The sequence below is a fragment of the Comamonadaceae bacterium OTU4NAUVB1 genome (assembly GCA_024372625.1).
Lineage (GTDB): Bacteria > Pseudomonadota > Gammaproteobacteria > Burkholderiales > Burkholderiaceae_C > Variovorax.
Window position 1 is genome coordinate 1,098,279 of sequence record CP099605.1, and the last position, 13,451, is coordinate 1,111,729.

Consider the following 13,451-nt stretch of genomic DNA (forward strand, 5'->3'; position numbering starts at 1 on the left):
CTTAAGTATTAATCTGACCAGACTTTCCAAGGGGCTGACTTACCCTTGCCCCACAGGCCCTCGAGGACCTGCTTGTCGCGCAGCGAATCCATGCTCTGCCAGTAACCGGTGTGGTGGTAGCTGGCCAGCTTGCCCTGCGCCACCAGGCGCGCCATGGGTTCTTCCTCCCACATCTGGTGGTCGCCGTCGATGACGTCGAAGATCTCCGGCTCGCAGACGAAGAAGCCGCCGTTGATCAGGCCGCCGTCGGTGGCGCCCTTTTCCCGGAAGCCCTTGACGTTGCTGCCGTCGTCTGAGAGGTGCAGGGCGCCGTAGCGACCGGGCTGCGTCACGGCGGTGAGCGTGCAGTGGGCGCCCGACTTCTCGTGGAAGCTCATGAGCTCGTGCATGTTCACGTCCGACACGCCGTCGCCGTAGGTCAGGCAGAAGCGTTCGCCGTCGAGGTACTTGCGGGCGCGCTTGATGCGCCCGGCCGTCATCGTCTCCAGCCCGGTGTCGAGCACCGTCACGCGCCAGTTGTCGCTGCGGTGCTCCAGCCAGTCGACCTTGCCGGTGCCCAGATCGATCGTGAAGTCGGTGTCACGGGCCTGGTGACGCAGGAAGTACTCCCGGATCATGTCGACCTTGTAGCCACCCAGCACCACGAAATCGTTGAAGCCGTAGTGCGCATACACCTTCATGATGTGCCACATGATCGGCTTGCCACCGACCTCGACCAGCGGCTTGGGCCGGATGGTCGTCTCTTCGCTCAGGCGGGTGCCGTAGCCCCCCGCCAGCAACACTACTTTCACCATCGTCGTATCTCCTCGCGAGGCAGTCCGGGTCACACCGCTGCCGTCATGGTTTGGGAAGTGCCCCGGCCGGAACCGGGGCCCGCGATCCTCAGGCGTCCAGGGTCTGCCACTCGAAGGCCTGGTTCAGGCGCTTCTCGTCGATGTGGCCCTGCAGGACGTTCAGGCGGATCAGCAGCGACTTGCGGAAGTCGGCGTCGTCGAACTTCATGCGGCGCATGCCGGCGAGCAGGTTCTGGATCGACCGCGCGAGGTCGACCTGCGGCTGATGCCGCGGCGCGAGCGACTTGTAGAGCGCGAAGTCGACCTGGTAGGAGCGGCTGTCTGCCGGCGCGTCCAGGTTGATCGAGACCTTCGTGCCGGGCACGGCGTCGGCCACGGCCTTGGCGAGGTCACGCACCTGGTAGTTGCACTCGTCGGCGCCGGCGTTGACCGCCAGGTAGCGCCCACCGTTGTCGGCGGAACGCGAGGCGGCCCAGTCGATGGCGCGCGCCATGTCGGCCACGTCGATGAGCGGGCGCCACGGCGAGCCGTCCGACAGCACCGTGATCTCGCCCTGGCTGAGCGCGCAGGCCACGAAGTCGTTGAGCACCAGGTCGAGCCGCAGGCGGTCCGACATGCCGCAGGCCGTCGCGAAGCGCAGGCAGGTGATCGTCATGCCGGTGTCGAGTTCGGCCAGCTCGCGCTCGGCGCCGATCTTCGACTTGGCATAGGCGGTGATCGGGTTGAGGTCGTCCGATTCCTTGCGCGGGCCGCCCAGCGCGATGCCGTAGACGCTGCAGCTCGAGGCGAAGACGTAGTTCTTCACGCCGGCCGCCGAAGCGGCCTTGGCGATCGACACGGCCGAACCCTGGTTGATGTCCATCGTGGGCTTTTCGAACCGGTTGCCCATCGGATCGTTGGAGATCGCCGCGAGTTGGACGACCGCGTCGTAGCCCTGGAGGGCTTCCGGCGCCAGTTCGCGCACGTCGCCGTAGAGCTGCTCGTCGAGGCTGCGCTCGGGCACGACGGTCGTGCCGGTGAGGCCGTGGGCGAAGTAGGCGTTGTCGTAGCCGTGCAACACGGCGTCCGGATGGGCAGCCCTCAGGTACTTGGAGACCACCGAGCCGACGTATCCCATGTTCCCAGTAATCAATATTTTCATGGCATCCAATTTCGCTACAACCAATACAATAGATGTATACCTAAGGCCTCATTTCAGAAGCTTTCTCAGGGCACGACACCTCGGTTTTCAGGCTTCCATTTCGATCGTTGCTGTTCGCATCGATCAACCGGAGAGTTCGACCGGCTTCGACAACCGCCGAAGACCGAGGGACACCCCGGAAAAATGTAAACCTTAAGTAATAATTGTGCCCAAGAAGATTTGAAATGTCACCTTTTGTTTGGTGCAATTTGCGTTTTCTTGATGACTGGGTCGAGAAGTGTGAGATTTGACCGGTTTTGAGGCTTTTTCAGCGCCAGTTGAAGGGGGTTGGCAACCTCCGGGCGGCTTCGCGAACCGATGGCGTGGCGCAATCGGCCAAAAAAAAGCCTCGGCGACGGGCCGAGGCTTTTTCGATGCAGACCGTCCAGGTCTGCTTGAGATGGGTGTGGTGGAGAGGATGAGGATCGAACTCACGACCTCCGCATTGCGAACGCGGCGCTCTCCCAGCTGAGCTACCCCCCCGACACAAGGCGGATTCTAGTCAGATCGATGTCCGTTCGCACGGACCCCGATGCCCGACCCCGGAGCGCACGCGGCGTTCCGGCGCGCTTACATCAGCAGGTGCTCGCCCGCGTTGTCGCCGCCCAGGGTCACGTAGTTGACCTTGCGGATGTCCATCAGCGCCTTGCCGCCGGCGTAGCTGATCGAGCTCTGGACGTCCTGTTCCATCTCGATGAGCGTGTCGGCGAGCTTGCCCTTGATCGGCTCCAGGATGCGCTTGCCTTCCACGTGCTTGTACTCGCCCTTGTTGAAGTCGCTGGCCGAGCCGTAGTACTCCTTGAACAGCACGCCGTCGACCTCCACCGTCTTGCCGGGCGATTCCTCGTGGCCGGCGAACAGCGAACCGATCATCACCATCGAGGCGCCGAAGCGCACGCTCTTGGCGATGTCGCCGTGGTCGCGGATGCCGCCGTCGGCAATGATCGGCTTGGTCGCCACGCGGGCGCACCACTTGAGCGCGCTCAACTGCCAGCCGCCGGTGCCGAAGCCGGTCTTGAGCTTGGTGATGCAGACCTTGCCCGGGCCGATGCCGACCTTGGTCGCGTCGGCGCCCCAGTTCTCCAGGTCGATGACGGCTTCCGGCGTGCCGACGTTGCCGGCGATCACGAACGAGGCCGGCAGCTTGCGCTTGAGGTATTCGATCATGTGCTTGACGCTGTCGGCATGGCCGTGGGCGATGTCGATGGTGATGTACGCGGGCACCAGATCGGCCTCGGCGAGGCGGTCGACGGTGTCGCGATCGGCCTGTTTCACACCCAGCGAGATGGAGGCGAAGACGCCCTGCGCGTGCATGCGCCGCACGAACGCGACGTTGTCGAGGTCGAAGCGGTGCATGACGTAGAAATAGCCGTTCTGCGCCAGCCACAGGCAGGTGGTCTCGTCGACCACCGTCTTCATGTTGGCCGGCACCACCGGCAGGCGGAAGCTGCGGCCGCCGAGCGTGACGCTGGCATCGCATTCCGAGCGGCTCTCGACGCGGCACTTGCGCGGCAGCAGGAGGATGTTGTCGTAATCGAAGATCTGCATGGAACCAAGCTCCTGGAGGGGGAAGAAGGCGCCGCGGGACGTGGGGCCGGCGGCGTGGGCGCTTGGTCGACGTCCGGTTTTCCGTGCCGCGCCAGATGCGGCGGGCGAAAAAAAAACCGGGCGTCAAGAAACTTGGGCCCGGTGCGCGATTCTAGGACGGTCGTCGCTGTCCGGTACCCTGGCTTTCGTATAGACCTCATACGGCGCGCGGTGGGTCGCGCGTTGCGGCTTCCTACAATCGACGGATGTCTCTTTTCGGCTCGAACGATGCCTCCGCCGGCGTCTCTTCCCCGGGTTCGGCGCATGCCGATCCGGCCTCCTCCCCGCTGCTGGCCCACCTCAATCCCGAGCAACTCGCCGCCGTCACGCTGCCCGAGGGCAACGCGCTGATCCTCGCGGGCGCGGGCTCGGGCAAGACCCGGGTGCTCACCACCCGCATCGCCTGGCTGCTGCAGACCGGCCAGGTCTCGCCGGGCGGCATCCTGGCCGTGACCTTCACCAACAAGGCCGCCAAGGAGATGCTCACGCGCCTGACGGCGATGCTGCCGGTCAATGCGCGCGGCATGTGGATCGGCACCTTCCACGGGCTGTGCAACCGCTTCCTGCGCTCGCACTGGAAGCTGGCGAACCTGCCCTCGACCTTCCAGATCCTGGACACGCAGGACCAGCTCTCGGCCATCAAGCGGCTGATGAAGCAGCACCAGGTCGACGACGAGCGTTTTCCGGCCAAGCAGACGCAATGGTTCATCGCCGGCGCCAAGGAGGACGGGCTGCGTCCGGACGCCGTCGAGACCCGCACCGAGGACGACCGCAAGAAGGTCGAGCTCTATCGGCTCTACGAGGCCCAGTGCCAGCGCGAGGGCGTGGTCGACTTCGGCGAGCTGATGCTGCGCAGCTACGAACTGCTGCGCGACAACGACGCCGTGCGCGAGCATTACCAGCGGCGCTTCCGCCACATCATGATCGACGAGTTCCAGGACACCAACCGCCTGCAGTACGCCTGGATCAAGATGCTTTCCGGCCACGTCGAGCACGACCGCTTCGTGCCGGGCACCCACAACAGCGTGATCGCCGTGGGCGACGACGACCAGAGCATCTACGCCTTCCGCGGCGCGCGGGTGGGCAACATGGCCGATTTCGTGCGCGAGTTCGAGGTCGAGCGGCAGATCAAGCTGGAGCAGAACTACCGCAGCTACAGCCACATCCTCGACTCGGCCAACGCGCTCATCAGCCACAACAGCAAGCGCCTGGGCAAGAACCTGCGCACCGAGCAGGGACCGGGCGAGCCGGTGCGCGTCTACGAATCCACCAGTGACTTCGCCGAGGCCCAGTGGATGGTCGAGGAGATGCGCCAACTGGTGCGCGAGGGCATCGAGCGCAAGGAGATCGCCGTGCTCTACCGCAGCAATGCGCAAAGCCGGGTGATCGAGACGGCGCTCTTCAACGCGGCCGTGCCCTATCGCGTGTACGGCGGCCTGCGCTTCTTCGAACGCGCCGAAATCAAGCACGCGCTGGCCTACCTGCGCCTGATGGACAACAAGGACGACGACACCAGCTTCCTGCGCATCGTCAACTTCCCGCCGCGCGGCATCGGCGCGCGCAGCATCGAGGTACTGCAGGACACCGCGCGCGCCGCCGGCCGGTCGCTGCACGACGCGGTCAGCGCGGTGGGCGGCAAGGCGGGGGGCAACCTGTCGGCCTTCGTCGCCCGCGTCGACGTGATGCGCGAGCAGACGGTGGGCCGTTCGCTGCGCGAGATCATCGAGATGGTCCTGGAGCACAGCGGTCTGGTCGAGCACTACAAGGCCGACCGCGAGGGCGCCGACCGCATCGAAAACTTGAACGAACTCGTGAACGCGGCCGAGAGCTTCGTCACGCAGGAGGGCTTCGGGCGCGACGCGGTGGCCCTGCCGGTCGACGAACTGCGCCAGTCGCCGGCCAGCCAGGGGCTGGATGCGAACCTGCCGCTGCTCGACGAGCCGATGGAGGCGCTGGCGCCCGACGCCGAGACCGGCGAAACCCTCAGCCCGCTCGCGGCCTTTCTCACGCACGCGGCGCTGGAGTCGGGCGACAACCAGGCCCAGGCCGGCCAGGACGCCATCCAGCTCATGACCGTGCACGCGGCCAAGGGCCTGGAATTCGACTGCGTCTTCATCACCGGCATGGAGGAGGGCCTGTTCCCGCACGAGAACTCCATGAGCGACCACGACGGCCTGGAGGAGGAGCGCCGCCTGATGTACGTGGCCATCACGCGCGCCCGCAAGCGCCTCTACATGAGCCATTCGCAGACCCGCATGCTCCATGGGCAGACGCGCTACAACGTCAAGAGCCGCTTCTTCGAGGAACTGCCCGAGGAATCGCTCAAGTGGCTGACGCCGAAGAACCAGGGCTTCGCGCCCTCGGCCTTCGGCTACGGGGGTGGTTACGCGACCTCGCGCGGCGCGGCGGGCGGCGCGGGTGGCGGTGGGGGTTTCAGCAAGGAGGCGTTCGCCAGTCCGCCCGTGCCGCCGCAGAAATCGACGCCTTCGCACGGCCTGCGCGCGGGAGTGAAGGTGTTCCACAACAAGTTCGGCGAAGGCACCGTGACCGCGCTCGAAGGCGTGGGCGACGATGCCCGCGCGCAGATCAATTTCCCGCGCCACGGCGTGAAGTGGCTGGCGCTGTCGGTCGCCAAGCTGACCGTGGTCTGAGCGGGCGCGCCGCGCCGGCCGCGCTCAGCGGCGCTCGACCGTGGTGCCGTCGTCGGCTTCGAAAGTGCCCTTGAACGAGAACCACGCGCTGGTGAAGAACATCGCCGCCGTGACGAGCACGCCGCCTACCACCAGGGTGCTGCCCATCGCCATGCCGGCGCCTTCGCCGCTGCCGAACAGGCCCACGGCCGCTAGCAGGACGGTGATCGTGCTCAGCAGCATGCCCGCGCCGAGGACGACACCCATCCAGACGAGGCCGAAGACCGACAGCGCGCCGAAGGTCCTGAAGCAGGCCACGAAACTGAAGAAGAGGCTCTTGGCTGGCGGCACCTGGTGCCAGTGGACCAGCGCGGGCGCATGCCAGAACGCCAGCGACAGCGGCAGGTAGAGTGCCAGCGACACCCACAGGGCGCCCTGGAAGGCGCCGCTTTCGGCCACTTCCCGGGTGATCTGGCTCCCCATCAGGTAGGCGCGCGCGAACTGGCCGCCATCGATCAGCGCGGAGATGCCCATGACCAGCAGGAACAGCACCGCGTAGAGGACGCCGAGGACCGCCAGCGGCCGGGCGTCCTTGCGCACGGCCTGGAACGCGATGGCGAAGAGGTTGGCCGGGATCGATCCGCCACCGACGCCGGAGACCGCCGCGGCCGCCGTCATGAGGCCCAGCGTCATGGTCGGCAGCAGCGCCAGCGCGAGCACCGTGCCCAGCAGGGGCACCTGGGAGACGAGCGACACGAGCGCCATGAAGAACATGAACAGCGCCATGAAGGCCAGGGGGCGCCGGGCGAAGGTCTGGAGGCCGCTGCGGACCCAGGTGGCGCCGGTGCGGGCCGGGACGAGGTTGAGTTTCATCGGTTGCGTTCAGGCGCCCAGGGCCTCGGCGGTCGCCGTCAGCGGTGCGCGGACCCGTTCGCGCAGCACGCGCTCGAAATGCGTCGGATCGTGGGCTTTAAGCATGGTGGCCTCGCGTGGCAGATGGAAGTCCCACAGCCGGGAGATCCAGAAGCGCAGCGCGGCGGCGCGCAGCATGGCCGGGAGCAATGCGCGTTCGGCGCCCGTCAGCGGCCGCACGCGGACGTAGGCCTCCAGCAGCGCGGTCGTGCGTTCGAGGTCGGCTTCGCCCGTCGCCAGATCGATGGCCCAGTCGTTCAGGCTCACCGCGAGGTCGAACAGCCAGCTGTCGGTGCCGGCGAAATAGAAGTCGAAGACACCGCTCAGCCGGGGCGGCTCGCCGGCGTCGGCAGTGCCGCTCGCGAACATCGCGTTGTCGCGGAACAGGTCGGCATGCACCGGCCCGCGTGGCAGGGCCGCATGGGAGGCCGATGCGGCGACCTGGTTCTGATAGGCGAGTTCGCTGCGCAGCAGGTCGGCATCGGTCGCGTCCAGGTGCGGCAGCACGATGGATGCGGTCTCGTTCCACCAGTCCAGGCCGCGCAGGTTGGGCTGCACCCTGGGGAAGTCGCGGCCGGCCAGGTGCATGCGCGCCAGCCAGCCGCCGAGTTCGGCGCAATGGGCCGGGCCGGGCGACAGCACGCTGTGGCCGCTCAAACGATCGACCACCGCCGCGGGCTTGCCCGCCACGGTGTGCAGAAGCGCGCATGGCGCATCGGACGGCGAGGTGCCCGGGACGGCGGCCGCGGAAGCGATCGTCGGATCGGCCACCGGTGCCGGCACCGGGATGCCCCGGCTCGCCAGGTGTTCCATCAGGCAGAGGTAGTAGGGCAGCTGGCGCGGGCCCAGCCGCTCGAACAGCGTCAGCACGTACTCGCCACGCTCGGTGGTGGCGAAGTAGTTGGTGTTCTCGATGCCGCCCTCGATGCCGCGCAAGGCCTTCAGGGCGCCGAGCCCCAGGCGACGCACGAGCGCGTCCGCCTCGTCGTGACCGACTTCGGTATAGACCGCCACGCCGCGCTCAGAACTTCAGCAGGTTCCACACCCGTGCGCCGACGCCGGTGCTGCCCGTCTCGGCCTGCCCCTGGCGCTCGCGGCCCCCGTCGTTGGGCAGCACCTCGTAGGCGGGCACGTTGGCCTTGGGCTGCACGGTGATGCTCTGGGTCTGGCCGCCGTAGCGGACCTCGTCGACCTTGGCGCCACCGTCCTCGACGTGGATGTTCTCGATCTTCTGGTTGCGCCGGCCCTCCGCGCGGGTCTGCGCGGCATCCTGCGATGCGGTGCCCTGGGCCGATGTCGACGGGGTGCCCCCCGTCGGTGCCGGCAGCGCGCCGGTCTGGGCGCAGGCGACGGCGCCCGTGAGGGCGCAGACGGTCGCCAGCAGTGCGTGGCGGAGGAGGGGAACGGTGGAGGTGGCCATGCGGGGATTGTAGGTGCGGCCCCTCGGGCGCGCGGTGTCGGCGCGCGGTGTCCGAGCCTGCCAGCGGCCATGCCGCGCACGGGCAGAATGGCCCGATGACCGACAAGAAAACGCTGCTGCTCGTCGATGGATCGAGCTACCTGTACCGCGCCTTCCACGCGATGCCCGACCTGCGCGCGGTGCCCGGCGACGCCGCCAGTCCCGCCACCGGCGCCATCCGCGGCATGATCAACATGATGCAGTCGCTGCGCCGCGAGGTGCGTGCCGACTACGCCGCCTGCGTCTTCGACGCGCCGGGCAAGACCTTCCGCGACGACTGGTACGCCGACTACAAGGCCCACCGCTCGCCCATGCCCGACGACCTGCGCGCCCAGGTCGCCCCGATCCACGAGGTGGTGCGGCTGCTGGGCTGGCCGGTGCTCTGCGTGCCCGACGTCGAGGCCGACGACGTGATCGGCACGCTGGCCAAGGTCGCCGCCGCCCAGGGTGTCGAGGTGATCGTCTCCAGCGGCGACAAGGACCTGAGCCAACTGGTCGACGAGCACATCACCATCATCGACACCATGAACGGCAAGCGGCGCGACGTCGCCGGCGTCACGGCCGAGTTCGGCGTGCCGCCCGCATTGATGGTCGACTACCAGACGCTGGTGGGCGACGCGGTCGACAACGTGCCCGGGGTCGACAAGGTCGGCCCGAAGACGGCGGCCAAGTGGCTGCTGCAGTACGGCTCGCTCGACGCCCTGATGGAACACGCCGCCGAGATCAAGGGCCAGGCCGGGGAGAACCTGCGCAAGGCCGTCGACTGGCTGCCGCAGGGCCGCCGGCTGGTGACCATCCGCACCGACTGCGATCTCGACGGCCACGTCCAGGGGCTGCCGGCGCTCGACGGCATCGCCATCGGCGCGCAGCAGGTCGAGCCGCTCAAGGCCTTCTACGAAAGCTACGGCTTCAAGAGCCTGGCGCGCACGCTGGAGGCGCACGCGGTGCCGCCCGAGCTGATCGCGCAGAACAAGAAGAAGAAGGGCCCCGAGGCCAGCGGCGGCCTGTTCGACGAGCCCGAGGCGCAGGCCGCCGAGCAGGCCTCCAACCTCGCCTACGACACCATCCTGACGTGGGAAGCGTTCGACGCCTGGATGGCGAAGATCGATGCCGCGGCGCTGGTGGCCGTCGACACCGAGACCACCTCGCTGGACGAGATGCGCGCGCGGATCGTCGGCGTGAGCTTCAGCGTCGAGCCGGGCGCCGCCGCCTACGTCCCGCTGGCGCACGACTATGCCGACGCGCCCGCGCAGCTGCCCATCGACGAGGTGCTCGCGCGCCTGAAACCGTGGCTGGAGGACCCGTCGCGTCCCAAGCTCGGACAAAACGTCAAGTACGACCGCCATGTCTTCGCCAACCACGGCATCGAGGTGCGCGGCTATGCCCACGACACCATGCTGCAGAGCTACGTGCTGGAGGTCCACAAGCCGCACGGCCTGGCCAGCCTGGCGGAGCGGCACCTGGGGCGCAGTGGCATCGACTACGAGGACCTCTGCGGCAAGGGCGCCAAGCAGATCCCGTTCGCGCAGGTCTCGATCGACAAGGCGGCCGAATACTCCAGCGAGGACAGCGACCAGACCCTGGACGTGCACCGCGTGCTGTGGCCGCAGGTCGAGGCCGACGAGAAACTGCGCTTCGTCTACGCGCTGGAGATGCGCAGCAGCGAGGCGCTGTTCCGCATCGAGCGCAACGGCGTGCTGATCGACGCGGACCGCCTGGCCGCCCAGAGCCACGACCTGGGCACGCGCATCATGGCGCTGGAGCAGGAGGCCTACGAGCTCGCCGGCCAGCCCTTCAACCTCGGCAGCCCCAAGCAGATCGGCGAGATCTTCTTCACCAAGCTGGGCCTGCCGATCGTCAAGAAGACGCCCAGCGGCGCGCCGAGCACCGACGAGGAGGTGCTGGAGAAACTGGCCGAGGACTTCCCGCTGCCGGCCAAGCTGCTCGCGCACCGCAGCCTGTCCAAGCTCAAGGGCACCTACACCGACAAGCTCGGCCAGCTCGCCAATCCGCGCAGCGGCCGCGTGCACACCCACTACGCCCAGGCGGTGGCCGTGACCGGACGCCTGAGCAGCAACGAGCCCAACCTGCAGAACATCCCGATCCGCACGGTCGAGGGCCGGCGCGTGCGCGAGGCCTTCGTGGCGCCGCCGGGCCATGTGATCGCCAGCGCCGACTACTCGCAGATCGAGTTGCGCATCATGGCCCACATCAGCGGCGACGAATCGCTGCTGCGCGCCTTCACCGAGGGCATCGACGTGCATCGCGCGACGGCCGCCGAGGTCTTCAACACGCCCGTGGACAAGGTCTCCAGCGAGCAGCGCCGCTATGCCAAGGTCATCAACTTCGGCCTCATCTACGGGATGAGCAGCTTCGGCCTGGCGAAGAACCTGGGCATCGAGACCAAGGCCGCCGCCTCCTACATCGAGCGCTATTTCGCGCGCTATCCGGGCGTCAAGCGCTACATGGACGAGACGCGCGCCAGCGCCAAGGAGCAGGGCTTCGTGGAGACCGTCTTCGGCCGCCGGCTCTACCTGCCGGAGATCAATTCGCCCAACGGTCCGCGCCGCGGCGGCGCCGAGCGCGCGGCCATCAACGCGCCCATGCAGGGCACCGCCGCCGACCTGATCAAGCTGAGCATGGTCGCGGTGCAGGACGTGCTCGACGCCGAGCGGCGCGCGACGAAGATGATCATGCAGGTGCACGACGAACTGGTCTTCGAGGTGCCCGAGGCCGAGGTCGACTGGGTGCGCGCCGAGATCCCGCGCCTGATGGCTGGCGTGGCCGAGCTCAAGGTGCCCTTGCTGGCCGAACTGGGCATCGGTCCCAACTGGGATCAAGCACATTGACCCGCGTCGCTCCATCCATGACCCGCCAGCTTCCTATCCGATGAGATTCGCCATGACCACCCTCCGCTTTCCCCTTCGACGCTCCGCGCTGGCGCTGCTGTGCGCCGCCGCGTGCGCCTTCGGCGCCACCGCCCATGCCGCGCCCGATGCCCGCATCGCCGAACTCGCCGCCCGCGAGAAGCAGCCGCTGCTCGACTCGCTCTCGCAACTCGTGGGCATCGAGTCGGGCAGCCGCGACCTCGAAGGCCTCGACCGCATCGCCGGTCTCATCGCCGGGCGGCTGCGCGCGCTCGGCGGCGAGGTCGAACTGATCGAGCCCGGCAGCGCGGCCTCGCCGCAGGTCTACCGCATGGAGGACACGCCCGAGAAGATCGGCAAGGTCGTGAAGGCCACCTTCAAGGGCACGGGCACCAGGAAGATCATGCTCATCGCGCACATGGACACGGTCTACCAGCGCGGCATGCTCGCCGGCCAGCCGTTCCGCGTCGAGGGCGACAAGGCCTACGGGCTGGGCATCGCCGACGACAAGCAGGGCATCGCGGTGATCCTGCACGCGCTCGCCATGCTGCGCCAGCTCGACTTCAGGGACTACGGGACGCTCACGGTGCTCATCAACGGCGACGAGGAGATCAGCTCGCCGGGTTCGCGCGCGCTGATCACGCAGCTGGGCGGCATGCAGGATGCCGTGCTCTCCCACGAGGGCGCTTCCATCGCGCAGGACACGCTCTCGCTGGCGACGGCGGGCATCGGCGCGGTGTCCCTCACGGTGCGCGGCAAGGCCTCGCACGCGGGCTCGGCGCCCGAGCGCGGCGTCAACGCGTTCTACGAGATGGCGCACCAGGTGCTGCAGATGCGCGATCTCTCCGATCCGGCCACCGGCCTGAAGATGAACTGGACCACCGCCCAGGCGGGCACCAACCGCAACGTGATCCCGGCCCTGGCCACGGCCACCGCCGACGTGCGCGTCACCAAGGTGGCCGACTACGACCGCATCGAGCGTGCCATGGCCGAGCGCGTGAAGAACCAGCTGGTGCCCGAGGCCCAGGTCGAGGCGCGTTTCGAACGGCGACGTCCGCCGCTGGAATCGAGTGCCGCGTCGCTCGCGCTGGCCAAGCACGCGCAGGGCATCTACGGCGAACTCGGCCGGCGCCTCGCGGCCGATGACAAGGTCGCCGGCGGCGGCACCGACGCGGCCTTCGCGGGGCTCGCGACCAAGGCCGCCGTGGTCGAGCGTTTCGGCCTGCAGGGCTTCGGCGCGCATTCGGCCGATGCCGAGTACGTGCTGCTCGACTCGATCGAGCCGCGCCTGTACCTCGTCACGCGCCTCGTCATGGACATCGCGCGCGGCAAGGTCGGCCCGTGACGGGCCTTGCCGTGTCCGCCCGCCATCCCTCGTTCGACGTCGTCGACCACGCCACGTTCCGGAGCCTCCCCATGAAGAAGCCATCGCTCGTTCCCGCCCTCGTGCGTTCCATCACCCTGGCCGCCGTCGCGGCCGTCGCCCTCCCGGTCCAGGCGGAGGTCAGCGTCACGGACGCCTGGGTGCGCGCCACCGTGCCGCAGCAGAAGGCGACCAGCGCCTTCATGCGCCTGAGCGCACCGGCCGACAGCCGCCTCGTCTCCGTCACCACGCCGCTCACGCCGGTCGCTGAGGTGCACGAGATGAAGATGGTGGACGGCGTGATGCGCATGCGCCGCGTCCCGGCCCTGGCGCTGCCCGCTGGCGGGACCGTCGAACTCACGCCGGGCGGCTACCACGTCATGCTGATGGACCTGAAGCAGCAGGTCAAAGCTGGCGACACCGTGCCGCTGACGCTGGTGTTCGAGGACCAGGCCGGCCGGCGCGAGACCCGGCAGGTGACGGCGGCGGTGCGCGCTCTCGCGGCCACCGCTGCCTCGGCCGCCCCCGCCGCCGGCACGCACGACGCCCATGGCGCGCAGGGTGCGCAGGGCGGCCACAAGCACTGAGGCGCTCGCGCAGGGCGTGGCACGGCGGTCTGACACGCCGTCGTCCGACGCGTCCGCCCGGGTTGGTCGTCG

At 68.2% G+C, this 13,451-nt stretch carries 10 protein-coding genes and 1 tRNA gene; 4 read left to right on the plus strand and 7 right to left on the minus strand.

The window, feature by feature from the left end; translation table 11 throughout:
* Positions 1-8: 8 nt before the first annotated feature.
* The 4 genes from rfbF to NF681_08550 all read right to left on the minus strand — a co-directional run bounded on the left by rfbF (position 9) and on the right by NF681_08550 (position 3,522).
* A complete protein-coding gene (gene rfbF / locus NF681_08535; protein ID UST55717.1) occupies positions 9-791 on the minus strand; it encodes a glucose-1-phosphate cytidylyltransferase in 783 nt (260 codons plus the stop codon).
* 91 nt (positions 792-882) lie between these two features.
* The gene (locus NF681_08540) at positions 883-1,911 is read right to left on the minus strand and encodes an SDR family oxidoreductase (GenBank protein UST55205.1); all 1,029 of its coding nucleotides are present in this window, start codon (positions 1,909-1,911) and stop codon (positions 883-885) included.
* Between the two features lie 470 nt (positions 1,912-2,381).
* Positions 2,382-2,457: transfer RNA gene (locus NF681_08545), tRNA-Ala, on the minus strand.
* Positions 2,458-2,544: 87 nt separating this feature from the next.
* Complete coding sequence (locus tag NF681_08550; GenBank protein ID UST55206.1) at positions 2,545-3,522, minus strand: GMP reductase; 978 nt, start codon at positions 3,520-3,522, stop codon at positions 2,545-2,547.
* A 245-nt stretch (positions 3,523-3,767) separates the two neighbouring features.
* On the opposite strand from NF681_08550, the gene NF681_08555 reads away from it, so the two are divergent.
* On the plus strand, positions 3,768-6,212 hold the full coding sequence (locus NF681_08555) for a UvrD-helicase domain-containing protein (protein ID UST55207.1): 2,445 nt from the start codon (positions 3,768-3,770) through the stop codon (positions 6,210-6,212).
* 24 nt (positions 6,213-6,236) lie between these two features.
* Here NF681_08555 and NF681_08560 read toward each other — a convergent pair whose 3' ends face one another.
* The 3 genes from NF681_08560 to NF681_08570 are packed head-to-tail and all read right to left on the minus strand — an operon-like array spanning position 6,237 to position 8,523.
* Positions 6,237-7,064, minus strand: coding sequence for a hypothetical protein (locus tag NF681_08560; protein UST55208.1), 828 nt, complete (start codon positions 7,062-7,064; stop codon positions 6,237-6,239).
* Positions 7,065-7,073: 9 nt separating this feature from the next.
* Positions 7,074-8,117 carry a homoserine kinase gene (locus tag NF681_08565; GenBank protein ID UST55209.1) on the minus strand — a complete coding sequence of 348 codons (1,044 nt, stop codon included), beginning with the start codon at positions 8,115-8,117 and terminating at the stop codon, positions 7,074-7,076.
* 7 nt (positions 8,118-8,124) lie between these two features.
* The gene (locus NF681_08570; protein ID UST55210.1) at positions 8,125-8,523 is read right to left on the minus strand and encodes a hypothetical protein; all 399 of its coding nucleotides are present in this window, start codon (positions 8,521-8,523) and stop codon (positions 8,125-8,127) included.
* Positions 8,524-8,618: 95 nt separating this feature from the next.
* Between NF681_08570 and polA the strand changes: the two genes are divergently transcribed.
* From polA to NF681_08585, 3 genes are all read left to right on the plus strand, one after another.
* Positions 8,619-11,411, plus strand: a complete 2,793-nt coding sequence (polA, locus tag NF681_08575) for a DNA polymerase I (GenBank protein ID UST55211.1) — start codon at positions 8,619-8,621, stop codon at positions 11,409-11,411.
* Positions 11,412-11,463: 52 nt separating this feature from the next.
* Positions 11,464-12,774: a M20/M25/M40 family metallo-hydrolase gene (locus NF681_08580; protein UST55212.1), complete on the plus strand. Its 1,311-nt coding sequence runs from the start codon at positions 11,464-11,466 to the stop codon at positions 12,772-12,774.
* Positions 12,775-12,845: 71 nt separating this feature from the next.
* Positions 12,846-13,379: a copper chaperone PCu(A)C gene (locus NF681_08585; protein ID UST55213.1), complete on the plus strand. Its 534-nt coding sequence runs from the start codon at positions 12,846-12,848 to the stop codon at positions 13,377-13,379.
* Positions 13,380-13,451: the final 72 nt, after the last annotated feature.

Bases quoted from the DNA above. Each gene is read 5' to 3' on its own strand.
- NF681_08540 (UST55205.1), bottom strand. From the start codon at position 1,911: ATGGGATACGTCGGCTCGGTGGTCTCCAAGTACCTGAGGGCTGCCCAT.
- NF681_08550 (UST55206.1), bottom strand. From the start codon at position 3,522: ATGCAGATCTTCGATTACGACAACATCCTCCTGCTGCCGCGCAAGTGC.
- NF681_08555 (UST55207.1), top strand. From the start codon at position 3,768: ATGTCTCTTTTCGGCTCGAACGATGCCTCCGCCGGCGTCTCTTCCCCG.
- NF681_08560 (UST55208.1), bottom strand. From the start codon at position 7,064: ATGAAACTCAACCTCGTCCCGGCCCGCACCGGCGCCACCTGGGTCCGC.
- NF681_08570 (UST55210.1), bottom strand. From the start codon at position 8,523: ATGGCCACCTCCACCGTTCCCCTCCTCCGCCACGCACTGCTGGCGACC.
- polA (UST55211.1), top strand. From the start codon at position 8,619: ATGACCGACAAGAAAACGCTGCTGCTCGTCGATGGATCGAGCTACCTG.
- NF681_08580 (UST55212.1), top strand. From the start codon at position 11,464: ATGACCACCCTCCGCTTTCCCCTTCGACGCTCCGCGCTGGCGCTGCTG.
- NF681_08585 (UST55213.1), top strand. From the start codon at position 12,846: ATGAAGAAGCCATCGCTCGTTCCCGCCCTCGTGCGTTCCATCACCCTG.